The sequence below is a fragment of the Nonomuraea sp. IBHARD001 genome (genome assembly GCF_056106265.1).
This window is the reverse complement of the sequence record NZ_JBWBBW010000002.1, coordinates 2629067-2651117: the sequence shown is the minus strand read 5'-3', so window position 1 is coordinate 2651117 and position 22051 is coordinate 2629067. Positions and strand designations below refer to the sequence as shown.

Annotated in this window: 25 protein-coding genes and 1 riboswitch; of the genes, 10 read left to right on the top strand and 15 right to left on the bottom strand. The window is 71.1% G+C overall.

What is annotated here, in order from left to right:
* Positions 1 to 996, bottom strand: coding sequence for an ArsR/SmtB family transcription factor (locus tag ACTWNK_RS14315; RefSeq protein WP_474304426.1), 996 nt, complete (start codon positions 994 to 996; stop codon positions 1 to 3).
* Positions 997 to 1080: 84 nt separating this feature from the next.
* Between ACTWNK_RS14315 and ACTWNK_RS14310 the strand changes: the two genes are divergently transcribed.
* Positions 1081 to 1509 (top strand): hypothetical protein, encoded by a 429-nt coding sequence (locus tag ACTWNK_RS14310; protein ID WP_474304425.1) that lies wholly within the window; start codon positions 1081 to 1083, stop codon positions 1507 to 1509.
* A 24-nt stretch (positions 1510 to 1533) separates the two neighbouring features.
* Here the strand turns inward: ACTWNK_RS14310 and ACTWNK_RS14305 are convergent, their stop codons facing one another.
* From ACTWNK_RS14305 to ACTWNK_RS14280, 6 genes are read right to left on the bottom strand one after another with little or no spacing between them, the layout of a single operon-like run.
* The gene (locus tag ACTWNK_RS14305) at positions 1534 to 2271 is read right to left on the bottom strand and encodes an endonuclease/exonuclease/phosphatase family protein (protein WP_474304424.1); all 738 of its coding nucleotides are present in this window, start codon (positions 2269 to 2271) and stop codon (positions 1534 to 1536) included.
* A 19-nt stretch (positions 2272 to 2290) separates the two neighbouring features.
* Positions 2291 to 3223, bottom strand: a complete 933-nt coding sequence (locus tag ACTWNK_RS14300) for an ROK family glucokinase (RefSeq protein ID WP_474304423.1) — start codon at positions 3221 to 3223, stop codon at positions 2291 to 2293.
* 32 nt (positions 3224 to 3255) lie between these two features.
* The gene (locus ACTWNK_RS14295; RefSeq protein ID WP_474304422.1) at positions 3256 to 3663 is read right to left on the bottom strand and encodes a hypothetical protein; all 408 of its coding nucleotides are present in this window, start codon (positions 3661 to 3663) and stop codon (positions 3256 to 3258) included.
* Positions 3660 to 4829 carry an ArsA family ATPase gene (locus ACTWNK_RS14290; RefSeq protein WP_474304421.1) on the bottom strand — a complete coding sequence of 390 codons (1170 nt, stop codon included), beginning with the start codon at positions 4827 to 4829 and terminating at the stop codon, positions 3660 to 3662. The genes ACTWNK_RS14295 and ACTWNK_RS14290 overlap by 4 nt, the downstream gene beginning before the upstream one ends.
* Complete coding sequence (locus ACTWNK_RS14285; RefSeq protein ID WP_474304420.1) at positions 4830 to 5279, bottom strand: SRPBCC family protein; 450 nt, start codon at positions 5277 to 5279, stop codon at positions 4830 to 4832. It lies immediately after the preceding gene.
* A gap of 18 nt (positions 5280 to 5297) precedes the next feature.
* The gene (locus ACTWNK_RS14280) at positions 5298 to 6065 is read right to left on the bottom strand and encodes a metallophosphoesterase family protein (protein ID WP_474304419.1); all 768 of its coding nucleotides are present in this window, start codon (positions 6063 to 6065) and stop codon (positions 5298 to 5300) included.
* Positions 6066 to 6251: 186 nt separating this feature from the next.
* Here ACTWNK_RS14280 and ACTWNK_RS14275 point away from each other — a divergent pair, with 186 nt between their 5' ends.
* Complete coding sequence (locus tag ACTWNK_RS14275) at positions 6252 to 8030, top strand: AMP-dependent synthetase/ligase (RefSeq protein ID WP_474304418.1); 1779 nt, start codon at positions 6252 to 6254, stop codon at positions 8028 to 8030.
* A gap of 51 nt (positions 8031 to 8081) precedes the next feature.
* Here the strand turns inward: ACTWNK_RS14275 and ACTWNK_RS14270 are convergent, their stop codons facing one another.
* The 4 genes from ACTWNK_RS14270 to ACTWNK_RS14255 form a co-directional block, all read right to left on the bottom strand.
* Positions 8082 to 9194, bottom strand: coding sequence for a glycosyltransferase family 4 protein (locus ACTWNK_RS14270; protein ID WP_474304417.1), 1113 nt, complete (start codon positions 9192 to 9194; stop codon positions 8082 to 8084).
* Positions 9191 to 10477: a M48 family metallopeptidase gene (locus ACTWNK_RS14265; protein ID WP_474304416.1), complete on the bottom strand. Its 1287-nt coding sequence runs from the start codon at positions 10475 to 10477 to the stop codon at positions 9191 to 9193. The genes ACTWNK_RS14270 and ACTWNK_RS14265 overlap by 4 nt, the downstream gene beginning before the upstream one ends.
* Before the next feature lie 19 nt (positions 10478 to 10496).
* Entirely contained in the window at positions 10497 to 11327 is an 831-nt protein-coding gene (locus ACTWNK_RS14260; RefSeq protein WP_474304415.1) for a hypothetical protein, read from the bottom strand.
* A gap of 107 nt (positions 11328 to 11434) precedes the next feature.
* Positions 11435 to 11956 (bottom strand): C40 family peptidase, encoded by a 522-nt coding sequence (locus tag ACTWNK_RS14255; RefSeq protein ID WP_474304414.1) that lies wholly within the window; start codon positions 11954 to 11956, stop codon positions 11435 to 11437.
* 72 nt (positions 11957 to 12028) lie between these two features.
* Positions 12029 to 12189, bottom strand: a riboswitch (cyclic di-AMP (ydaO/yuaA leader).
* A 413-nt stretch (positions 12190 to 12602) separates the two neighbouring features.
* On the opposite strand from ACTWNK_RS14255, the gene ACTWNK_RS14250 reads away from it, so the two are divergent.
* Positions 12603 to 12842 (top strand): hypothetical protein, encoded by a 240-nt coding sequence (locus tag ACTWNK_RS14250; protein ID WP_474304413.1) that lies wholly within the window; start codon positions 12603 to 12605, stop codon positions 12840 to 12842.
* A 765-nt stretch (positions 12843 to 13607) separates the two neighbouring features.
* Complete coding sequence (locus ACTWNK_RS14245) at positions 13608 to 14324, top strand: DUF4352 domain-containing protein (protein ID WP_474304412.1); 717 nt, start codon at positions 13608 to 13610, stop codon at positions 14322 to 14324.
* 31 nt (positions 14325 to 14355) lie between these two features.
* Here the strand turns inward: ACTWNK_RS14245 and ACTWNK_RS14240 are convergent, their stop codons facing one another.
* Positions 14356 to 14850, bottom strand: coding sequence for an SAM-dependent methyltransferase (locus ACTWNK_RS14240; RefSeq protein WP_474304411.1), 495 nt, complete (start codon positions 14848 to 14850; stop codon positions 14356 to 14358).
* Between the two features lie 42 nt (positions 14851 to 14892).
* Complete coding sequence (locus tag ACTWNK_RS14235; RefSeq protein WP_474304410.1) at positions 14893 to 16287, bottom strand: hypothetical protein; 1395 nt, start codon at positions 16285 to 16287, stop codon at positions 14893 to 14895.
* A gap of 131 nt (positions 16288 to 16418) precedes the next feature.
* Between ACTWNK_RS14235 and ACTWNK_RS14230 the strand changes: the two genes are divergently transcribed.
* From ACTWNK_RS14230 to ACTWNK_RS14205, 6 genes are all read left to right on the top strand, one after another.
* Entirely contained in the window at positions 16419 to 16700 is a 282-nt protein-coding gene (locus ACTWNK_RS14230) for an SAM-dependent methyltransferase (protein WP_474304409.1), read from the top strand.
* Positions 16598 to 17194: an SAM-dependent methyltransferase gene (locus tag ACTWNK_RS14225; RefSeq protein WP_474304408.1), complete on the top strand. Its 597-nt coding sequence runs from the start codon at positions 16598 to 16600 to the stop codon at positions 17192 to 17194. The genes ACTWNK_RS14230 and ACTWNK_RS14225 overlap by 103 nt, the downstream gene beginning before the upstream one ends.
* A 149-nt stretch (positions 17195 to 17343) precedes the next feature.
* Positions 17344 to 17595, top strand: a complete 252-nt coding sequence (locus ACTWNK_RS14220; RefSeq protein ID WP_474304407.1) for a hypothetical protein — start codon at positions 17344 to 17346, stop codon at positions 17593 to 17595.
* Positions 17596 to 17888: 293 nt separating this feature from the next.
* Positions 17889 to 18098, top strand: coding sequence for a hypothetical protein (locus ACTWNK_RS14215; protein ID WP_474304406.1), 210 nt, complete (start codon positions 17889 to 17891; stop codon positions 18096 to 18098).
* 38 nt (positions 18099 to 18136) lie between these two features.
* On the top strand, positions 18137 to 18748 hold the full coding sequence (locus tag ACTWNK_RS14210) for a hypothetical protein (RefSeq protein ID WP_474304405.1): 612 nt from the start codon (positions 18137 to 18139) through the stop codon (positions 18746 to 18748).
* Positions 18749 to 18929: 181 nt separating this feature from the next.
* Complete coding sequence (locus ACTWNK_RS14205) at positions 18930 to 19469, top strand: hypothetical protein (protein WP_474304404.1); 540 nt, start codon at positions 18930 to 18932, stop codon at positions 19467 to 19469.
* 5 nt (positions 19470 to 19474) lie between these two features.
* Here the strand turns inward: ACTWNK_RS14205 and ACTWNK_RS14200 are convergent, their stop codons facing one another.
* Positions 19475 to 20425, bottom strand: a complete 951-nt coding sequence (locus ACTWNK_RS14200; protein WP_474304403.1) for a C40 family peptidase — start codon at positions 20423 to 20425, stop codon at positions 19475 to 19477.
* Positions 20426 to 20554: 129 nt separating this feature from the next.
* Complete coding sequence (locus ACTWNK_RS14195; protein WP_474304402.1) at positions 20555 to 21868, bottom strand: NYN domain-containing protein; 1314 nt, start codon at positions 21866 to 21868, stop codon at positions 20555 to 20557.
* Between the last annotated feature and the right edge of the window lie 183 nt (positions 21869 to 22051).

The following is a 22051-nucleotide window of genomic DNA, read 5'->3' as shown; positions in this document are numbered from 1 at the left end:
TCAACCCGCCAAGCCGTCACGCGGCATGTCACCGGCGATGAGCTCGACGGCCAGGTCGGTGCGCTGGTACAGCACGGCACGCCCGGCCCGGCGCGAGGTCACCAGGCGCGAGCGGCGCAGCACGGACAGGTGCTCGCTCACCGTCGCGGGCGTGAGGCCGAGCGTGGCGGCCAGCTCCGTGGTCGACAGCGGCAGGTCGAGCCTGCTGAGCACGGCCGCCCTGCTGTGGCCGAGCAACTCGCCGAGCGCGGCGGGCGACGGCCTGGGCTCCCAGAGCGTGGCGATGCCGCGCGGGCCGTAGGTGAGCATCGGCTGGTAGGGCTCGTTGGTCAGGATGACCAGGTGCGGCCAGGCGAAGGCGCAGGGCACCAGCAGCACGCCGGTCCCGCGCAGCACGTGCTCGCAGCTCCAGTTGGGCGTGTCGATGCGTACCCAGTCGGCGTCGAAGCCGACCGAGTCGTGCAGATCGGCCAGGAGCGCGTCGAGCCCGCCCGTGGTGAGCTGGGCCGCGCGGTAGCCGAGATCGGCGTCGAGCAGCGCCCGCAGCCGGGGCCACACGGGCTCGATGACGGCGCTCCAGTAGGCGCTCAGCTCGTCGACGACCTGGCCGAGCACGCGTGCGGGGTCCTCGCGCAGCGGTTCGAGCACGGGGGCGAGCGGGCCGCCGTCACGCAGTTCGTCGAGCGCGGCGCGCACGGCCTCGTCCGGTGTGGCGCGTATCGCCTCGATCTCCTCGGCCAGCGTGACGTCCATGCGCGGTGGCGGCGGCGTGAGGAAGTCGGCGGCGTAGTGCCTGCCGCCGACCAGGGCGGGCAGCAGCCGCAGGCCGAGCGCGCCGATCCTGGGCACGGCGTCGGCCAGCCATCGCCTGTGCATGTGCCTGCGGGCATGGCTGCCGTGACCGGCGAGATGCAGGCTGCTGGCCGCCTCCTGCACCGGTGATCGCGCGAACCTCAGGCGGGAGAGGTCGTCGAGCCCGAGGTGGATGTCGATCATGTCCGGATTCTACGCTTTCGCGGGTGGATTAGGGCAGCGCCGAATCGTGGCGGCGGCCCCGGCACCGGTCCCAGGCTTGCCGTCATGGGCAGCACGGACTTCGACTTCCTGATCGGCCGCTGGACGGCACACAACACGAAACGCGGCGCCGACGGCGCCTGGGAGGAGTTCGACGTCTCGGTATGGGCCGAGCCTCGGATGGACGGGCGGGTCATCCTGGAGAACGTCGAGGGCGTCTTCCCCGGCGGCGTCCTGGTCAAGGGGCTTGCGGTGATCGCCTACGACCTGGCGACCGACCTGTGGCACCACTCCTGGCTGGACACGCGCGTCTCGCCCGACTTCACCCCGGTGGTCGGCTCGTTCACCGACGGCGTCGGCGAGTTCCACGCGCCGGGGCTGCGCTTCCTGTGGACGGGCCTGAGCGACATCTCCGCCCGCTGGGAGCAGGCCGTCTCGACCGACGCGGGACTCACCTGGGAGACCAACTGGGTGATGGAGTACGAGAGACCGTGACAGGCGCGTGGGCGCCGGAGCAGGTCAGGGCGTGACGGCGAGCTCGGCCAGGACGGGCAGGTGGTCGGTGGCGGCGACGAGGTCGGCGGGGGCCGCCTCGACGTCTCCGCAGGCGAGCACGCGCAACCCCGAGGCGGCGAAGACGCCGTCGATGCGTTGGCCTGGGCTGCGTGCCGTGAACGTGTGGCCCGGCCCCCTGGGAGCGCTCGGATAGCAGTCCGACAGTTTGGCCGCGATGTAGCGCCAGGTCTGCCTGTCCTGCTGCTCGTTGACGTCCCCGGCGATCACGACGGCGGCGCCGTACCTGGCCGCGGCCAGCTCCACCAGTTCGACCGCCTGCCTGGCGTGGACGAACCTGGCGCCCTCGTCCAGGTCCAGGTGGATGGAGCCGACCGCCAGCCGTACCCCGCCGATCTCGGCCACGGCGATCGCGACCGAGCGGATCTCCAGCCCGGCGTAGACCCGCAGCACGTGTCCCTCGGTGTGCAGGAGCCTGGCGCGCGGCCCGACGAGCACGGCCACACCGCCGAGCCGCAGCCCGGCCGCGACCCTCAGCCCGCCGCCCGCCGCCAGCTCCGCACGCCTGCGCCGCCAGCACAGGAACCTGGGCGCCTCCTGCACGCACAGCACGTCGGCGTCCATGGCGGAGACCACCCGGGCGAGCGCCGCCACGTCGTCCTTCATCCCGCGCACGTTGTAGGTCCCGACGCGGATCACGGCCTCACCCCTGGCGGCCGGCGAGCGGGCCTGGTCGCGGTGCACGGCGCCTCACCCGGTCGTTCTACCGCTGTCTGGCCAGGTCGGCGGCGCCCACGACCCCGGCCGTCGCGCCGAGCTCCGCCAGCCGGATCGCCGCGAACGGCCGATGACCCCTGCCGGTGAGCGTGCGTTCGAACGTGGCGCGCGTGCGGTCCAGGAACAGGTCGGCGGCCCTGGACACACCGCCGCCGACGATGAAGCACCCGGGGTCGAGCAGGGCGGCCAGATCGGCCAGGCCCTGGCCGAGCCAGTCGGCGACCGAGGCGAACGCGGCCAGCGCGGCGTCGTCGCCCTGGCGTGCCGCCTCGGTGACCTCCTCGCCCTCGATCACGCCGTCGGCCAGGCCCAGCAGTGTCGCGGCGCGCTCCGGCTGGGCCGCCGCGACCGCCCTGGCCTCGGCGACGAGCGCGTTGCCGCTGGCGTACTGCTCCCAGCAGCCGAGGTTGCCGCAGCCGCACAGCCTGCCTTCGGGCACGACCTGCATGTGGCCGAGCTCGGCGCCCATGCCCCAGCGGCCCCGGTACAGCCTGCCGTCGAGCACGATGCCGCCGCCGATCCCGGTGCCGACCGTCACGCACACGACGTGTGTCTCGCCCCTGCCCGCGCCGAAGCGCGTCTCGCCCCAGGCCATGGCGTTGGCGTCGTTCTCCACCACGACGGGCAGGCCGACCAGCTCGGTGATCTTCTTCTGCAGCGGCTCCTCGCGCCAGGCCAGATTGGGTGCGAACCGCACCACGGACCTGGTCTCGTCGACGAACCCGGCGGCCCCGACGCCGACCGCCTCGACCTGCCTGCCGTCGGCCAGCTCGGCGACCACGTCGGCCACCGTCTCGGCGACCAGGTCGGGCCGGTCGGCAGGGGTCTTGCGCAACGCCTGCTGGACGATCTTCCCGTCCTCGTCAACGACACCGGCCGCGACCTTGGTCCCGCCGATGTCCACGCCGATCGTCAGCATGTGCCCATCCCCATCTGTCCCGCCGGGGCCGTTCAGCCCAGGTCGATGTGCTCCACGTGGTCGTCGCCACGATCCTCGCCAGGCCGGCGGGGGGACGCCGGTCTGGTCAGCGCGTCGAAGGTGCCCCTGACCGCGGCGAACAGCTCGCCACCGGCCGCGACCAGGTGACCGGCCACGTCGGAGCCCGACTCGCGCTGCGCCGCGATGGCCCGGCAGACGGGGCACGCGCGGCAGATGTACTCCTCGTCGTGGTCGGCGACGGCCTCGCCCCACACGTCCCTCTCCTGACGGCGGCCACCGCCGCCGCCTCCGGTGAAGGAGTTGATCACTGTCTTGCCCACCTGACGGGTGGCACGGCTCTGCAACGTCTCGAACAGCTTGCGTGCCTCGTCGGCCACGGTGCCGATCGGGTCGCCGCCCGGTGGTCTGGTCTCAGTCATGTCGTCGGCCCTCCTGAGTCGAACCGTACCCGCAGGACGCCGTCGCGGAGCACCGCGGCCTCGATCTTCCTGCGGGCGAGCGCCGAGGGAAGGGCGATGATCCTTCGGTAGGACCCCGCGGTGACGATGAGCTCGTCGCCCTTGCGGGCCAGATCGACCTGCTCGCGCTCGGCCCCGGGCAGCGCCAGCACCAGCTCGTGCCCCTCGATGCGCAGCGGCGCCTCCACCTTGGGCGGCTCGAACGGGTCGGCGCCGCCGTACAGTTCGGCGCCGACGGCCGCGAGCGCCTCCACGCCGACGGGCTCGCCCGGCAGGTACGGCACGACGTGCACGGGCAGCGGGTCGAACGACTGCACGGCCTCGGCCAGCAGCGCCGACTGCGCCGTCACCCATCGGGCACGCCACGGGTCGGCCTCGCCCGAGGGGAAGACGCGGTTGGCGATGACGGCGTCGACGCGGTAGCCGTACAGGCTCAGGGAGGTGAGGGTACGCCTGGCCTCGGCCAGGACGACGGCCTCGGGGGTGAACACGAGGCGGACCGAGGCGTTGTCGCCGGTCAGCAGCTCGCGTACCTCCATCAGGCCGCGGTGGAAGCGCTCCCCGGCACTGACGACGTCGTCGCCCGGCGCGCTCACGCGGGCCACCGAGCGGATGAGCGGCGAGACCAGCTTCATGATCCTTCGCCCGATCGGCAGCAGCCTGCTGACATGCCAGTCGAGCGCCTCGGGCAGCGCCAGCAGCCTGAGCGTCTCGGCGGTCGGCGCGCAGTCGACGACGATGACGTCCCAGGCGCCGCTCCTGGCCTGCTCGCGCAGCTCCAGCAGGGCGATGACCTCCTCGGCGCCGGGCAGCACGGTGATCTCCTCGGAGGTCACCTCGTCCAGGCCGAGCTCGGTCAGCACGTCGCGGGCGTAGTCCTGCAGCTCGCCCCAGTGGCGCTCCAGCGAGCGCTGCGGGTCGACCTGGTACAGGAACAGGCCGGGCGCGATCTCGGTCGGCCCGTCGCCGGGCGTGACGGCCAGCGCGTCGGCCAGGGAGTGCGCGGTGTCGGTCGAGACGACCAGGGTGCGCAGGCCCCTTCCGGCGGCGAGCGTCGCGGTGGCGGCGGCGGCCGTCGTCTTGCCGACTCCGCCCTTGCCGGTGAACAGCAGGACGCGCGCGGCCACCTACCTGCCCTCTGTCCGGCCCTCGACGCGCTTCTTGAGCCCCTTGAGCGCGGTGTCGACGATGACCTTCTCGGCCTTGCGCTTGATCATGCCGATCATCGGCACCTTGAGGTCGACGGCGAGCTCGTAGGTCACCTCGGTGCCGCCGTCCTTGGGCGTCAGGCGGTAGCTGCCGTCGAGGCTGGAGAGCATCTTGCCGGTCTCCGACAGCCGCCAGGTGACGCCGTCGTCGCCCTGCCAGTCGTAGGCCAGGGAGTACTCGTCGTTGATCACACCCGCGTCCATGACGAAACGCACGGTCAGCGGCCTGCCGTCGGGGTCGCTCTCCAGGACCTTGGCCGACTTCACCTGCCCGGCCCACTGCGGGTAGGCGGGGAAGTCGGCGATGACCGCCAGCACGCTTGCGCCGTCGGCGTCGATCGTGATGCTCGAAGTGGTGCGATCAGCCATGTGAACAAGGTACTCGTCTCACCATTCGAGGGCGAAAGGCGCGCCCTTGCCGCGAAAATGTCCGACGTTGATGCACTCGGTCCTGCCGATCCGGGTACGCGCCTTCAGCGGCTGGTGCACGTGCCCGAACAACGCGTACCTCGGCTGCGTGCGCCTGATCGCCTCCAGCGTCGCCTCGCTGCCCCGCTCGAACCTCCTGGCCACCACGTCGTAGAGCAACTCGGGCACCGAAGGCGGAATGTGCGTGCACAACACGTCCACCGCCCCCACCGCCTCGACCTTGGCCGCGTACTCCTCGTCGTCGATCTCGTACGGCGTGCGGTACCTCGTGCGCAGCCCGCCCCCGACGAAGCCGAACGTCAGCCCGCCGATCTCCACGACCTGGCCGTCGAGCACCTGATGGCCGGGCCTGACGAACTCCGGCCAGAGCCTCGGCACGTCGACGTTGCCGTAGGTGAGGTAGGCGGGCACCGGCATGGCGGCGAACAGGTCGGCGTACTGGCGTCTGACCTGCTCCTCGATATGGGCCATCGGCTCGCCGCCGAGCGAGGCCCACAGCGCGCCCGACATCGCCCTGGCCTCGTCGAAACGCCCGGCCGTGCGCAGGGCGACGAACTCGCGGGCCCGCTCGGCGCCGAACAGCTCGGCGAATATGCCCTTGGAGTGGTCGTCGTAGTCGATGTAGAGGATGAGGTCGCCCAGGCAGACCAGCGCGTCGGCGCCCTCCCCCGCCCTGGCGAGGGCGTCGCTCCTGCCGTGCACGTCGCTGACCACATGGAGACGCATGCCGCGATCGTAACGACTGAGCCGCGAGTCTCCCCTGCCGGTGGCGTCGTGGCGGGGGGCACGTCACACGGCTGCTAGCGTGAAGAATGCCCTTGATAACGCCTGGGTGACGGATCTACTCACGCGTAACTTCACGCGGTAGCGTCCAGGCCGTCCCAAGATGCGAGCACCCGGAGGAGTGGATCCGTGCGCGAGTACAGCGTCCCCGTACTGGTGGATGTCCCGTCCACGGCGCAGTGCGCCGACACGGTGTTCCTCCGAGGCGAACAGCGGCCCGGTGCGATCGTGCTGCGCCGCAAGGTCGGCGACGCCTGGCCGGTGGTGACGGCGGGCGAGTTCCGCGACGAGGTCGCCGCGCTGGCCAAGGGGCTGATCGCGGCCGGGATCGAGCCGGGCGACCGGGTGGCGCTGATGTCGCGCACCCGTTACGAGTGGACGCTCATCGACTACGCGATCTGGGCTGCGGGCGCGGTCAGCGTGCCGATCTACGAGACCTCCTCGGCCGACCAGGTCCGGTGGATCCTGTCCGACAGCGGGGCCAAGGCCGCCTTCGTCGAGCTCGACGCGCACGAGGAGACGGTCAAGTCGGTGCGCGGCGACGCCCCCGCCCTGACCGACGTGTGGCGGGTCGACGAGCGGCTCGACGGCTCGGGCGTCGACGACGCGACGCTGACCGAGCGCCGCACCGGCCGGGTCTCGGCCGACCTGGCCACGATCGTCTACACCTCGGGCACGACCGGCAAGCCGAAGGGCTGCCGCCTCACCCACGACAACCTGCTCTTCACCGCGCGCAACGTGGCCCAGGGGCCGCTGGAGCCGCTGTTCTCGGCCGACGAGCCCGCGGCGCTGCTGTTCCTGCCGCTGGCCCACATCTTCGCCCGTGTCATCCAGCTGGTGTTCGTGGAGACCGGCGCGGTGCTCGCGCACACGCCGAACATGAAGAACGTCGCCCCCGACCTGCAGTCGTTCCGGCCGACGTTCCTGCTGGGCGTGCCGCGCGTGTTCGAGAAGGTCTACAACGGGGCCGAGCAGAAGGCGATCGCCGGAGGCAAGGGCAAGATCTTCGCCAAGGCCGCCGACGTGGCCGTCACCTGGAGCAGGGCGGAGAGCGCGGGCGGCGCCGGTCTCGGGCTGCGTCTTCGCCACGCCGTGTTCGACCGGCTGGTCTACGCCAAGCTGCGCACGGCGACCGGCGGCAGGCTGACCGCGGCCGTGTCGGGCGGCTCCGCGCTCGGCGACCGGCTCGGCCACTTCTTCCGCGGGGTCGGCATCGAGGTGTTCGAGGGCTACGGCCTGACCGAGACGTCGGCGCCTTCGGCGGTCAACATGCCGGGCGCCAACAAGGTCGGCACGGTCGGCAAGCCGCTGCCGGGTGTCACGATCGCCATCGCCGAGGACGGCGAGGTGCTGGTCAAGGGCCGCCACGTCTTCAAGGGCTACTGGAACAACGAGCAGGCGACGGCCGAGGCCGTCGACGAGTCCGGCTGGTACCACACCGGCGACGTCGGCACCCTGGACGCCGACGGCTATCTGAGCATCACCGGGCGCAAGAAGGAGCTCCTGGTCACGGCGGCGGGCAAGAACATCGCGCCCGCGCCGATGGAGGACGCCATCAGGGCGCACCCGCTGATCTCGCAGGCCATGGTCGTCGGCGACGACCGCCCGTTCGTCGGCGCGCTGATCACCCTCGACGTCGAGGCGCTGGAGCAGTGGAAGGCCGACAACGGCAGGGCGGGCGCGACGCTGGCCGACCTCTCCCAGGACCCGAAGATCCTGCTGGAGGTCCAGGGCGCCGTCGACCGGGCCAACGCCGCGGTGTCCAAGGCCGAGCAGATCAAGAAGTTCACCGTGCTCGCCGTCGACATCACCGAGGAGAGCGGGCACCTGACGCCCACGCTCAAGGTCAAGCGCAATCTGGTGATGCGCGACTTCTCCGACGTGATCGACGCCCTCTACGGCGGCTGAGCGCGCGCGGCGCTCGGAGCAGGGCGCGGCGCTCAGAGCAGGGCGCGGCGCTCAGAGCAGGGCGCGGAAGCGGGCGGCGACCAGGTCCCAGTCCCATTCGCCGGTGATCCACTCGCGCCCGCGCCCGCCCATCTTGCGCGCCCTCTCGGGATCGCCGAGCAGCTCGGCGAGCGCCGCCGCCACCTCGTGCGGCGAGGTCCCGTCGACGACGAACCCGGTCTCGCCCGGCAGCACGGCGTCGGGCGCGCCGCCCGATCGCCCCGCCACGACCGGCAGCCCGGTCGCCGACGCCTCCAGGTAGACGATGCCGAGTCCCTCCACGTCCACCCCGCCGAGCCTGGTACGGCACGGCATGGCGAAGACGTCGGCGGCGGCGTAGCAGGCGGGCAGCTCCCCGGCCGCCAGCGTGCCGGTGAACACCGCCCGCACGCCCAGCGAGGCGGCCAGGCGCCGCAACCTCCGGGCTCCGGGGCCGCCGCCCGCCAGCACCAGCGTCGCGCCCGGCGCGACACGCTCCACCGACGGCCAGGCGCGGATCAGCGTGTCCTGCCCCTTGCGCGCGACCAGCCGCGACAGGCACAGCACGACCGGCCCTTCGCCGATCCCGAACCTGCGCCTGAACGCCCGTCCCGGGACGTCCGGGCTGAACATCGTGGTGTCGACGCCCGGCGCCAGCCGTACCAGGCGGTCGGGGCCGACCACGGGGGCGAGCCTGGCGCGGGTGTAGCGGCCCAGGTAGGTCACGACGTCGGCGCCCGCGCCGATGCGGCGCAGCAGCGTCCTGAAGCCCGGCAGGGCGGCCCAGGCGGCCTCGTGGCCGTGGGTGAGCATGACCACGCGCCCGGCGCCCGCCGCGCGCAGGCCGGGCGCGAGCAGGCCGAGCGGCGCCGCCGCGCCGAACACCACCGTGCGCGCGCCGTACTCGGCCACCAGCCCGGCCGCCCTGCGCGCCACGGCCCGCGTGGGCAGCATGAGCGAGGTGGGATGCCGCACGATCGGGTACGGCTGCGCGGCGTCGAACTCCTCGCAGCCCGGCCACCGAGGGGCGTAGACGACGGCCCCCGGTGTGCGGGCGGCCAGGCCGTGCACGAACGCCTGGATGCCGCCCGGCCTCGGCGGGAAGTCGTTGGTCACGATGAGGACGTGCCCCTCGGCCGCGCTCACGGCTCCGGCAGGCCGTTCAGCAGGGCCCAGGAGCGGGCCATGGCGATGCGCTGGGGCGCGGTCGGGTGGCTGGAGTAGAGGACGTACTCCAGCGGGTCGGGCGACAGGTCGGAGACGTTGGTCGTGGCCAGGCGCTTCTGCATGGCGACGAAGGTGGCCGGGTCCCTGGTCAGGTCGAGGGCGTGGGCGTCGGCCCTGGCCTCGACGTGGCGGCTGACGACGTTCTGCGCGGGGCCGGACAGCACGGTGGCCAGGCTCATCAGGCCGAGCAGCACGCCGACGGCCAGCGGGTCGGCGGCCGAGCCGACGCCGGTGCGCCGTCGCAGCGCGGGAATCAGCAGGAAGAGCAGGACCGCGGCGAACGCACCGCCCATCGCGCCGATCAGCGTGCCGTGCAGGACGTCGTCGGTGGCCGCGTGGCCGAGTTCGTGCGCCACGACCAGCTCGACCTCGTCGGCCGGGGCCTTGAGCAGGGTGTCGTAGACGACGATCCTGCGGGTGGCGCCGAAGCCGGACACATAGGCGTTGAGCGCGGTCGTGCGGCGTGAGGCGTCGGCGACGAGCACGTCCTCGACGGGCACGCCGTCGCGCTCGGCCATGGCCAGCAGGTCGGTGCGCAGCTGTCCGGCGGGCATCGGTGTGAAGTCGTTGAACAGCGGCTCGAACACCACCGGGTACACGAACGAGCCGACGAGGGTCAGCGCCGCCGCGCCCAGCGCCGCCGGGATCCACCAGCGCCGCACCTTTCTGGCCAGGGCGACGACCACGACGGCCATCAGCGCCAGCAGCCCCGCCCTGACGAGCAGGCTCTTGATCCGGTCGCCGCTCCAGCTCGCCCACGTCTGCGTGGACAGGCCGAACTCGCGCAGCTGGCTTTCGTACCACATGCCCAGCGGCCAGCGCAGGACCTCCACCAGCACGGTCAGCGCCAGCACGCCGACGATCACCCTGAGCCACCAGGGGCCGCGCGCAAGCCCCGCGACCTTCGCGCCGAGCGGCGTGGCCACCAGCAGTCCGGCGAACAGCACGGTCAGCCCGAGCGACAGATAGGCGGGCGCGCTCACGGCCGCGTCGAAGGCCTGGGACCTGGCGATCTGCGCGGCGGTGAAGTCACGGGCCGGGTCCGGCGCGACATACGGCGCGTCGGCGGGCAACGCACGCCAGGGCGTCGTGAACGCCACCACCCCCACGATCACCGCCCCGAGCCCCCCCAGCGCGACCCCGGCCGCCCGCCGCCCACCACCGAGCCGCCGCGCCCCGTCCGCGCCCTGCTCCTCGCTCACTCGGATCCCCCCAAAGGCCTCACGCCGCCAGTGCCTCGCGCATGTGGTCCAGCCACAGCGCGGTCAGCCCCTCCGGGTCGAGCCCGGCCGCCGACAACGCCCGATCGAGCCCATGCCGCTGGACATCACGGTAGAGCCTCACCAGCCCGCGTACGCCGAACCGCTCCGCGTAGGCGCGGCACGCCAGCCACGCCTCCTGGTAGGCCTGGGCCCGCCGTACGGCTCCGGCGCCGAAGTCGGCGTCGCGCGGGAGCGCGTCCGGCCATCGGCCCGCGGCGGTCTCGGCAGCCAGTTCGGCGGCGGCGAGCGCGACGGCCAGGCCCGAGCCCCGGTAGGCGACGTAGTCGGCGAACCCCTCGCGCAGCCACACCGGCACCCCGGCCGTGCCCGCCGCCACGTGGGTGAGCTCGTGGGCCAGGACGACGTCGCGCCCCACGCCGTTCAGCCGCCCGAACCCGCCGGGCACCACGACCACACGGCCGCGGTCGGCCACGGCCGCGAGTCCGGCGAGCGCGCCGGGCGTGCTGCCGATCACCTCGGCGGCCTCGTCGTCGCCGCCCGGCACGACCACGAGGGCCTCACCCGACCGCTCCCCCAGAACGCCCGCCACGGCCTTCCTGGCCACCGCAGCCCGGCGTGCGATGTCGGCGAGCAGGGCGGGATCGGCTCCATGGCCCACGACCAGCGCGCGCTCGCCCCTGACCACGTGCGCGCCGTCCGGCCACAGGGTGCGCAGCTCCTCCACCATGACCGCGCCGCCCGTTGCGGCCCGGCCGGGCCCGGCGGCCAGCAGCAGGCCCGCCGCCAGTGCGGCGAGCGCGGCTCGGCGGCGAACGGGCGGCGGCTGCATGGCATCCGACCCTAACCCGGACATGCGAAAGCCCCGTCCCAGGGGGATGGACGGGGCTTTCGCGAGGAATCACCCAGAGGCGGGTGGATTCTCAGAGGGATGATCGGCTAGATGCCGGGACGGACCGCGCCCGCGAACGACGACTTGCGGTAGCCGTTCAGCTTCTCGATCCGGACGGTCTTGCCGGTGCTCGGGGCGTGCACCATCTTGCCGTTGCCGATGTACATGCCGACGTGCCCGCGGCCTCGGAAGAACATCAGGTCGCCGGGCTGGAGGTTGGCCCAGGAGACCTTCTTCTTGATCTGCGAGTACTGGCTGTGCGTGACGCGCGGGATGGTGACCCCCGCCTTGCGCCAGGCGAACTGGACCAGGCCCGAGCAGTCGAAGGATCCGGGTCCGGTGGCGCCCCACCGGTACGGGTCCCCGATCTGCTTCTTGGCCACGGTGACCGCCCGAGCGGCCTTGGCCCTCTGCTTGGCGGCCTTGCTCGTGGTGCTCGCCGTGGTGACCTTGGCCGTGGTGCTCGCCTTGGTCATCGTGGCGCTGACCGCCGTTGTCGTCGTCGCCGCCTGCGCCGCGGTGCCCTGCAGGGCGATCGACCCGGCCGAGACGCTCAGGGTGAGCGCCATGGTGCCGAGGCCTGCGCGGGTGAGCTTGGACAGACGAGGATGGAGCTGGGAGGTGGACAGGGTTTGTCTCCTTGGGGCTTCCACGAATGCCTACCGGGTTAGCTGACGGATTCGGGCGTGGAAGTCGCCCTACGGCGCGTAATGCGCTGATTCACCCCTGATCCCATGGGGATGGGATCGATTGGTTCCCCGGCTCCGTGCGCCTGGCTGCACGGATTCGGCGGGCCACCGCCCCCACCTGTTGGGGTGGGGCATGGATGCCACGAGCGGCGATGACCTGCGGAGTTTCGCTGCGACGTCATGGCTTTGAGCGCCGCGGTGCCAGAAGGTACCTCGCCTCCCAGGACCCGGCAAAGCCAAAGTCAAGTGTAAAGATCCAATAAAGGCGTGTGTTAAGAACGGAACCCCTGATTAATGAGGGGTTCCCGGAAGGTAATGTGACACTGGTCACATTCCGCAGCTCAGGCGCTTAGTCATGTCGCATACATCACATTTATCGGCCGAAATTCTTTACCTTTGTCAGCCGTGATCTAGACCGTTCCAGTGCGAAATACGGCATTCCGGTTGATCTACTGGCCGGTCGCCTGTAGGACTCCGGGCACAGGGCCGAGACCGGGCGGGCCCCCTGGGGCGGCGAAGGCCTGCGGTGCGACGGTGGCGTGGTGCGGTGCTGACCCTGGCCGGGGCCGCGGGCCTGGTCGCGGGCGGTGTGGCGACCGATCAGGCGCTCGGCGCGGGCGGCCTGAGCTGGCACTGGACCTACCTGGCCTTCGGCTTCCTCACCCTGGCCGCCGCCTTCGCCACCCACGCCAGGAGCCGGTATCGGCCGACGGCGTGCGCCGGGGCCGCGGCTGGACCTACAGACGCCAGGTACGCGCGTCGGTGACCGACATGGAGACCGTCGGCGTCGTCACCCGGGCCGAGTAGGCCGAAGGGCCGTCCGTCGCCTCTGGCCTACCTTGGTCGGGTTGAACCTGATCCTCGATCGACGGATGGCGCCTGCCCCATGGCCAGCCTCCCCCCGCCGCCCGAGACGACCTCGACAGGTGCGTCACGGAGCCCGCCAACCTCGCCCGGTTCTTCAAGCGCCTGGAAGACCAGGCGGCGTCGGATCTTGCCAACCTCCCGCTCATCGAGGAGCTTCAGGCCGAGCCTCGCGACTGCAGGTTGCGCGCCTAACCCCGAGCCGCCGACGAAGGGCGGCGAGATCACCCGCATCCTCGGCGTCACCAAGCCGAACATGCACGAGCTCATGCGCAAGGGACGACCCGCTCACCACACGCCGGGCCCAAGCCCGGCGTAGTGCTACTGCGAGCGGCGTCAAGCACGCCCGGCAGCAGCCCAGGTAGAACGCAGGCCTGCCGCAGGGTGTGCAAACCTCATCCGTTGGGAGAGGAATCTCTACCAGATTGTTTGGGGTGGAACGGGACACAGCCTGTCACGGGTTACGTTCCTGACACGCGATAGCAGGAGTCATCGGCGGGGGCACCTGCCGCCGCACGGTCAGGCGACCAGCGCGATCCCCAGCGTTTCCCTGGTCGTGCGGCTCGCACCCCCTAGCCTCAGGGCATCTTGCGCTCGCAGTACACCAGGAGACGTTCGGGGCGTCCTCCTGCGCCAGCCTCGTCGTCCGCCTTTCCCCGGAGTCCCCATGACCTACCCGTACGGCCACGACCCGCAGCAGCCCCAGCAGCCGTACGGCTACCAGCAGCCCTACGGCTATCAGCCACCGCCTCCCAAGCGGGGCAAGGGAGCCCTTTTCTGGCTACTCATCGTTGGCCTACCCCTCGTCCTCCTTGGAAGCTGCACAGCGGTCATCGTCGCGGTCGCCGCGACGCCGACGCCCAGCAGAACCATGCAGACCGAGGCGGACGCCGAACCTGCGCCACAGGAAGCCGCCGAACAGGAGGACGCCCCCACCGAGGAACAGGAGACCGCACCGAACGAGGAGCCACAACCAGCCTCGAAGGTCGCCGGCCTCGGCGCCAAGGTGCGCGACGGCAAGTTCGAGTTCACCGTAACCAAGGTGGCCGAGGCACAGTCCCTGGGCGATGGCTTCATGGCCCAGAAGGCGGATGGCAAGTTCGTCCTTGTCACGCTCACCGTGGCCAACATCGGGGACAGGGCGCAGCACTTCTTCGCGGACTCACAGAAGCTGTTTGACGGTCAGGGCAGGGAGTACTCGGCGAGCACGGCCGCAGCCCTGGCTATCCGCAGTGAGACTCTCATGAAGGAGCTGAACCCCGGCTTGCGAGCGCAAGCCGTGGTCGTCTTCGATGTCCCCAGGGACATGAAGCCGGTCTCCATCGAACTGCACGACTCGATGTTCTCCGGTGGCGTGCGCGTCGACCTCCTCGGGGCGCGATAGTCCTGGCCCAGCGCTTGCGGCGTGTGTACCGTCACGGCCCCGGCTCTGAGATGCTCGGCGCGAAATAGTCGCCGAGCATCTCTGTCGTCCATCGCGCCTCGTGGATCTCGCCCCGAGGGCCGAACGCGACGAACCACGGCTTGATTTCGAGAACAGGTGTGCCATCGACGGCGTCCAGCTCTTCGACGTGCAGGTCCAGGCCGTCCACCTCGATGAGGCGGCACCGGGAGACGCCGAGCCAGTTGAGGCGGCGCATGTTCCGGTGACCAAAGATGCCGACCTCGGGCCAGTCGGGGTTGTCGCGCGGGCGGCGGGCGCCGAGGTTGAGGTCGGTGGGGTCGGTGAGGTGGAAGCGGAAGACGACCTCCAGGTGGGAGAAGTCCTGCAAGCCCTTGGTCGCCTCAGGAGTGAAGCGTTCGGAGTCGAGGCGGATGATGGCGCGCGTGCCGCCCCAGTAGTCATCGGTGGGCTCGACCCTCCCGCCGACAACGTGACCAAGGGCTTGGACCTCGAACGATTCCGACATCAGCGTCTTCCTCTTCTGCCGCGACAGGGGTGAGGCGTGATCTTACCTGTCGACGAGCGATCCGCCTCCCGTCGGCAAGTAGGCCGCCGCGCGGGCGTCAACCTCCGCGACCGCGCGAATGCCGCGTCGCCGGAACGGGGACAGTGTCGCTCGCATGGTCAACGCGACCTGCCGGGTACGGCCGGAGCGGACGCCGTTCATCGCGTCGAGGGACGCCGACCAGGTCGTGCATGCCTCCTCCAGGTCATGCATGCTGGCCTGGACGCCCCCCAGGTACCCCAGTGTGACCGCGTGCGTCCGCGTGAACGATGTCACCTTCCGTGTGCGGACGCTGTGCCGGAACTGGTGCGCTGCTCCAGTGAGATCGCCCATGTCTCGCAGGGCAGCCGCAGTCTCGTGCGCAAGGCTTGCTTCCCCGAAGAAGAAGATCCTGCCAGGCTCCCGGTCGCCGGGTCCGGCGGCAGACAGATCATCCTCGGCGCGCAGCAGCGCCGACGACGCCGCGTCGCGACGGCCGGTCGCAGCGAGCGCTCGGGCGTGGACCACACTGAGGAGGGCGCGCTCCCTCGGACAGGCAGCCGCGTATCGGCGCCCGCTCGTCGAGGCTTCCGCTAGATGTAGCGCGTGCGCGAAGTGTCCTAGGTCCAAAGCTTGATGGGCCATCGCCCGCAGGACATGCGCGGCCATCGGCGCATCGTCCGCCTCGGCGGCCAACTTGAGCGCCGTCTGAAAGTAGTGGGCTGCGACGGAGTGCTCCGACGCATCGAAGCTCATCCAGCCCGACAGGTAGGCCAGCTCTGCAGCGGCCGAGAACATCTCACGCCGTACGCGGTCGTCGGCGAACGAGCCGCGCAGATATCCAGCCACATCGGCCGTAAGGTACTGAACCACAGCCGTTCGTGCGTGCCCGCCTCCCCGCCGCTGATCCACACGCGAGAAGAGCGCCACCATGTCCTGAACCGCTTCGAGATCCTGCGCCCCCACCAGACGTGAGCTCGCCTGCCGTGCGCGCCCACGCTGCGACAACTCCTCCCACCACGCGTTGCCGGGAATGGTGAGTGCGGCAATGGAGTAAGCCGCGGAACCAAGGATTCTTCTACGGTCGGCGTCCACGTCGACTCTCCCAAGGTCTGCTAGCGAGGTCAGCGTATCTTGACCCCAATCCAGCAGATTCGGTGAGGTGTCCCCTAGGCCGATTTCGCCGAGGGTCACCAGGCGTCCGAGGGCACGCGACAGGGTTTCCGCCAGGATCGCGGGCCCTCGACCAGACGGCCGGGACCCCTTGATCCAGTGGGTGACATGCGAGCGGCCGATACCGACGAGTTCATGAGCTCCCGCCTCGGCGGCGATCCGCGTCATCGCTGCCGCTACTTGGGCATGCGACAACCCGGCCTCCGCGATGACCGCAGCAAGTTCGAGATTGCGGGTGTGCGCCATCTCTGCCCCATCTGGCTAGATGATCTTTCACCACTTTCACCACTCCGCCGCTCTTGACTCGACACCGACCTGCGGCGATATGCGGTTCGCTAACCGTATCCGCAGAAATTCGCATGGTGAAGGGAACAAGGATGGTCACCCAGCTCGACGGCAGCCTGCCCCGCATGCGCAACGCCCTCCTTGGCGGCACTGAAAACAGTTCCGTCGACCGCGAATTCGCGAACGCCCTGCTGGATATCGCGCCTTCCGCGCTTAGCTCGGAGCATGCCGAACAAGCGTTCGCCCTCCGTGCCACGCGCGAGATAGTGACGTGCGGAGTGCGGCAGATTATCGACTTCGGGATGGGCATCCCCGCAGGGACGACCCGCCCACACCACATCGCCCGCGAGGAGGACTCGTCGTCTACGCCGTAGCTGACCCTCTGGCGGCCATCCACGCCCGTACCCAGATCACGGGTGTAGGAGTGAGTGTCGTCGACGCTCCTGACCACGACCCGCTTGCCGTACTGCAAGACCACGCCGCCGCCGTGCTTCTCGACCTGTCGCAGCCGGTCGGTGTGTTGCTGGTCGGCATGCTGCAGTACCTACCGGACCCGCGGCCCGCGCAAATCCTTCAGGCACTGCACACACATCTGCCCTCCGGCAGCATGCTCGCCATGTCGGCGTTGTGCGATGACGACCTGCCTCTGCCCACCCGGCACGCTGTGGTCCGGCTGTATGGCGAGCGCGGTCAGATGCTCTCCCCGCGGCCCAGCTTGGAGATCGGGGCACTCTTCGACGGCCTGGACCAGCTGGAGCCAGGCGTGACCGAGGTGTTCGCCTGGCGTGATGAGCCGCCCAGTGTGAGCCTGGTCGGCCCTTGGTGCATCCTCGGCGGCGTTGGCCGCATCGGGCGGCGCCACCCATGAGCAGGCGCGGCGGCCAGCGCTCCCAGGCGTAAAGGCCGCCGCGCCGCAGAGCCCCCTCGCGCGAGGGGGCCTTCGGGGTGTGGTCGTGCGGCGCGCAGGCCGTACGACCACACCCCGGTCAAAGACGAATCCGTCGTGGAGCCCCCAAGATGCGCACACCTCTTACCTGGCCCGCCACCGAATCGCTGTATGCGCGCCAGCTCGACGCCCTCGGCACCACCTATCCCGCCTGGCGCATCGTCCAAGCCAGCGGCATGTGGTGGGCGATCAAGAACAGCGAACCCACGCCCGCCCAGAAGGCGGCAGGCGTGTACGCGATGATCGGACGCCCGGACGCCGCCCGTCTCGGCAGAGCGCTCGACCGACAGGCGGAGATCATCCACACCACGCGGCGCCGATGAGCATGCCGACCAGGGTCTCGCGCTGCTCAGCATGTGGAGCACGCATCGGATGGATGCCCAGCGGCTACGGCTCGGTCTGGTCCGCGCTGGAGCGGCACTGGACCGTCCCCGCCAACCGATGCCCCGCAGTACCCGGCCTGCCTGCCGGATGGGGACCGCACAGAAGCATGCGCGTTCGGCGAGCGCCGATCCACGCCGACGGAACCATCAGCCTGCATGAAACTCCGAAGCGAGAGCTCGCAATCGCCAACGGCGGCGATGCCTGGCTGCTGGCCGAAACCGACTGGAGGCGCATGCGTGGCGCATTTGTCTTCGACGCCACGGCCTGGCTCAACGGCGGCTGGGAACCATGCGACGCCACAGGCCAGCGACCCATCGCCACCGCCCGCGACCACATCCTGGTGGCCACGTGGGACCTGGAGCGCGGCCTCCGCCCGCTCGTCCCTCGCGCGAAGCTCGGCGTCGCCGCCATCGCCTACCTGCCCGACGTCAGCGCCCCGTAGCGCCTCACCTCCCGTCCCGGGTCGCGATGTCGATGGCCATGGGTTATCCCCTGGGGTGGTTGACGCCGCGCGAGCGCTTGCAGCTCGGCGCGGGTGGCGATGACCTGGTCCTTCAGACTGCCGCCACTGTCCGGGCGGACGCCACCGACCTCGTCGCGGCCTGTCTGAGCTCGGGCATGGTCGCCGCGCTCACCCTCGCCTTCCAGTGCGCCGACGAGGCCCGCCAACTGCAGCCGGGCACCCGTGCGCGGCTCGACGCCATCCTCTCCATGGCCGTCATCGCCTCGCGCAGCCTGCGCGACGTCGTGTGGCTGCGGGACACGCTCGCCTACGCCTCTCCCGTCCCCGTCGCCCTCTGGAACGCCTTCGCCGAGCACGAACGCGGACCCGCGTCCCGCCATCATGTGCCCGCCCTCCCAGGCGAGCCCCACACCCCAGCGACCGGGTGGTGGGCGTCCGACGTCCGGCGCTTCGTGCAGTGGCTCAACCGCGTCTGCGACAACGCGTGGAGCTACCGGCTGCCCGCGCCCGAGGAGGTCGAGGCCCTGAACGCGGTCGCCGTGCCCTCGGGGCTCACCCTGTGGACGAGAGGGGTCAGGCAGGAGGACGTCCGAGCTGGGAGCGGGCCTCGCCCCCTACCGGCCCGATGACGTCGACCTGTCGAGTCTCAGGGCAGGCGCCGCAGCGCTGGCCAACGACCTCAACCGGGGCACGTCCCGCTTTCGATACACACGCAGCCCCTTTCTACCTCCGCCGACCATCTCGGACGCGGACTTCGACGGGATTCGATCGGGCGTCCTGGACAGCCTGATCGAGTCGGGGGCCGTTCCGATGATCGACCCCGCCTCCAGCGGTGGCCTTCGGCTCCCGGCCCACCTCACCAGGCCGACGTCGTTTCCGCGCGCCGCCGTGGCGCGTTCGTTCGCCCGCAGCCTGGGAGCCGAGCTCGCCTCATCGCTCCCGCCGCGCGTTGTCGCCTTCCAGGCACTGTCGAAGGCCTGCCCCGGCCATGCCGCCGCCCCGTTCGGCCGTCTGCGCGAGGTCGTCGCCGGCCTCGTCCAGGAAGGCGAACCACTCGCGGACGACGTCGTGGAGCAGCTGCGGCGCCTGCCGTACGACCTCTCGCCGGACGCTCGCGCGCTCGCCCAGCACGCGAGGACGCTCGCCGAGCCGATCCTCGAACGAGTCCGGCCGCTCGACCGCGAGACGCTCGGTGTGGCCGCGATGTGCATGACGGCCGCGATGACCGCGCTCGACGGCCACCCCCGCACCCGGGCGAGGCCCAGACCCGCGCACGCGTCCCTGATCGCCCTGGCCCACGGCTCGCCGGAAGAGGGCGACGACGTCCTGGTGCTCGTACGGGACAGGTGAGCCCGTCAGGGCCTGATCGCGCCGACCAGGCGTCTGCCGTAGGAGGACAGGGGGACGACCTTCACCACGTCGCCCGTCTGGGGGGCGTGGACGATCTTGCCGTCGCCCGCGTAGATGCTGACGTGGCCGAGGCCCTCGCTGAAGATGAGATCGCCGGGCTGCAGGGAGTTCAGGTCCACCTTGCGGCGGGCGCCCCAGCTCCACTGCTCCCACGTCGTACGCGGCAGGCTCACGCCTGCGGCACGCCACGACGCCTGGGTCAGCCCGGAGCAGTCCCAGCCGCCGGGCCCCGTCCCGCCGTACCGGTACGGCTTGCCCACCTGGGCGAAGGCGAAGCGCAGGACGGCGGCGCCGTTGCCCGACGCGGGGCCGGTGTACTTGATGCCGGGGCTGTTGGGGTCTCCGGCGCGGTAGGCGCCGAGCCGGTCGAGGAGCTTCTTCTGCTGGGCGACGAGCTTGAGCACCTTGGCGCGCTCGCGCTCCAGCTCCTCGCGGTTGTCCTCGGCGGTGCCGAGTGCCGCCTTGGCCTTGTCGCGCTCCTGCAGCAGGGTCTTGTTCTCGCTGTCGAAGACGGCCAGCTTCTGGGCGCGTTCGGCCGACATCTGGCCGACGACGGCCAGGCCGCTCAGCATGCTGGCGGGATCGGCGTTGCCGAGCATCGCGGGCCATCGGGTGACGTCGCCCAGCGTGTAGTTCTGCGTCGCGATGTCGACGAGTTGCGTGCGCAGGTCGGCCACCGTCGCGGCCTTGCGCTTGTAGGAGTCGTTGAGCTTGGCGTAGGCCTTCTTGGCCTTCTTGAAGCGCTCGCCGGAGAGGTTGTAGCGGTCGACGACCTTGTCGGCCTCCTCGTTGAGCTTGGCCAGCTTGGCCTTCGCCTGCGCGATCGTCGGCCTGGGCTCGGCCACGGCGCCTCCCGGCGCGATGACGAGGACGCCGATCGCGACCCCTGCCGCCAAAGGTGCCCGACCAAACCTCACCGCAACGCCTCCCAGGGGAATGGACCTGGGGCGAAATAGTACAGAAAGGGTAAGGCCCAGCTCACCTTTTCTTGGCGATTGTCATCGATGCGCGACCAATCGCAGCGATCACGCCCGGCCGAGGCGGCGCAGCAGCAGCGAGGAGGGCACCGGACGCGCGCCCATGCGGCGCACGGACTCGGCCACCTCCCGGTCGGAGGACACCACGGCCAGCGCGCGACCCGGAGGTTCGGCCCGGACGAGCTGGCGGATGAGGTCGTCGGCGATCTCGCCCGGCGCGCTGAACATCACCCTGACCCCGCGCGGCGCCACGACCTGCACGGGCGAGTTGAGCTCGGCGCCGTCGAAGACCACGGTCACCTCGACCCTGGTCTGGGCGACCAGGCCGCCGAGGCTGGTCATCAGCCGGGTGCGCTGGTCGGCGAGGGTGAGCGTGCCGTAGCCGGACTTGGTGACGTTGTAGCCGTCGATGATGACGTGCACCTGCGGCAGCGCCATGATCTGGTCGAGCAGGGCGGGGTCGTCGTCGGCCAGCGCCCTGGCCGCGACCGAGGGCGCGCCGGGGGCGACGGCCGCGACCGAGTCGGCGGGTTTGCTGATCGTCGAGGGCAGGGCGAGCTCTCTGCGCAGGCCGGAGGCGGCGTCCTGGAGGGCGTCGAGCAGCACGCGGACACGGGCGTCCTCGATGCTCCTGCCCTCGCGCGCGGCCCTGCGGGTGAGCTCCAGCTGGCGCTCGGCGTCGGCCACGCGCTCGCGCAACCGGCGCAGTTCGCTCTCGCCCGCGCTGCCCGCCGAGGCGGCGGCGGCCTTGACGTCCTCGGCCGACTGCTCCACGTCGGCGGCCCTGCGCTCGGCGGCCTTGGCGCGCTCGCGGGCGTCGTGCAGTTTGCGGCGCAGGTCGGAGTTCTCCGAGCGGGCGGCCTTGAGCTGCTCCCTGAGCCGCTCGGCCTCCTCCTTGGCCGCGGTCTTCTGCGCGGCGAGCTGCTCGCGCAGCCTGACCGCGGTCTGCTCGTGCGCCGAGCCCTCGGCCGCGGCGGCGACCTGCTCCAGGTCGGCGCGTGCCGTCTCCACCATGTCCACCCAGCCGGGCGGCCTGGTGAGATAGGCAGCGGCGGCGACCAGCACCGGGTCGGCGGCGGGCGGGACCGCGCCTTCGGACAGGCTGGTGGCCAGCTCGGGCCAGCCCGCCCTGATCATCTCGGCGACGGCCTCGCGGAAGTCCTTGTCGTTCTCCAGCTGGGCGGCGATCGGCGCGCTGCCGAGCTTGGCGCGTTTGCGCGGGTCGAACTTGGCGATCCCGCGCAGCGGCGGCGGCACGGCGGCGGCGGGCATCGAGCCGAGGACCTGGGCCGCGAGGTCGACGACGTTCATCCGCACCTGCTCGGGGAGCGGGCGGGACAGGCCTTCACCCGCTGAGCTCATCCCTGTGGCCACCCTTCGAGTCCTGTCGTTCACGACAAGGGTACGGCTGCCGCAGACGTGTCCGTGTCGCTGCCCTGCGTTACCGGTGACATGACAGGCAGTTGCCTGCTGATATACGACATTTCCCGGGAACGGCCGTGACACTCTCGAACAACCGCGAACACCCGCGCTCCGGCTACCCGG

Excerpts from the sequence above, each read along its gene's own strand:
- ACTWNK_RS14235 (WP_474304410.1), bottom strand. The coding sequence starts at position 16,287 with ATGGCGCACACCCGCAATCTCGAACTTGCTGCGGTCATCGCGGAGGCC.
- ACTWNK_RS14230 (WP_474304409.1), top strand. The coding sequence starts at position 16,419 with ATGGTCACCCAGCTCGACGGCAGCCTGCCCCGCATGCGCAACGCCCTC.
- ACTWNK_RS14195 (WP_474304402.1), bottom strand. The coding sequence starts at position 21,868 with ATGAGCTCAGCGGGTGAAGGCCTGTCCCGCCCGCTCCCCGAGCAGGTG.
- ACTWNK_RS14280 (WP_474304419.1), bottom strand. The coding sequence starts at position 6,065 with ATGCGTCTCCATGTGGTCAGCGACGTGCACGGCAGGAGCGACGCCCTC.
- ACTWNK_RS14315 (WP_474304426.1), bottom strand. The coding sequence starts at position 996 with ATGATCGACATCCACCTCGGGCTCGACGACCTCTCCCGCCTGAGGTTC.
- ACTWNK_RS14220 (WP_474304407.1), top strand. The coding sequence starts at position 17,344 with ATGCGCACACCTCTTACCTGGCCCGCCACCGAATCGCTGTATGCGCGC.
- ACTWNK_RS14240 (WP_474304411.1), bottom strand. The coding sequence starts at position 14,850 with ATGTCGGAATCGTTCGAGGTCCAAGCCCTTGGTCACGTTGTCGGCGGG.
- ACTWNK_RS14255 (WP_474304414.1), bottom strand. The coding sequence starts at position 11,956 with ATGGCGCTCACCCTGAGCGTCTCGGCCGGGTCGATCGCCCTGCAGGGC.
- ACTWNK_RS14210 (WP_474304405.1), top strand. The coding sequence starts at position 18,137 with ATGGGTTATCCCCTGGGGTGGTTGACGCCGCGCGAGCGCTTGCAGCTC.
- ACTWNK_RS14300 (WP_474304423.1), bottom strand. The coding sequence starts at position 3,223 with ATGCTGACGATCGGCGTGGACATCGGCGGGACCAAGGTCGCGGCCGGT.
- ACTWNK_RS14245 (WP_474304412.1), top strand. The coding sequence starts at position 13,608 with ATGACCTACCCGTACGGCCACGACCCGCAGCAGCCCCAGCAGCCGTAC.
- ACTWNK_RS14205 (WP_474304404.1), top strand. The coding sequence starts at position 18,930 with ATGATCGACCCCGCCTCCAGCGGTGGCCTTCGGCTCCCGGCCCACCTC.
- ACTWNK_RS14285 (WP_474304420.1), bottom strand. The coding sequence starts at position 5,279 with ATGGCTGATCGCACCACTTCGAGCATCACGATCGACGCCGACGGCGCA.
- ACTWNK_RS14310 (WP_474304425.1), top strand. The coding sequence starts at position 1,081 with ATGGGCAGCACGGACTTCGACTTCCTGATCGGCCGCTGGACGGCACAC.
- ACTWNK_RS14260 (WP_474304415.1), bottom strand. The coding sequence starts at position 11,327 with ATGCAGCCGCCGCCCGTTCGCCGCCGAGCCGCGCTCGCCGCACTGGCG.
- ACTWNK_RS14215 (WP_474304406.1), top strand. The coding sequence starts at position 17,889 with ATGCGTGGCGCATTTGTCTTCGACGCCACGGCCTGGCTCAACGGCGGC.
- ACTWNK_RS14295 (WP_474304422.1), bottom strand. The coding sequence starts at position 3,663 with ATGACTGAGACCAGACCACCGGGCGGCGACCCGATCGGCACCGTGGCC.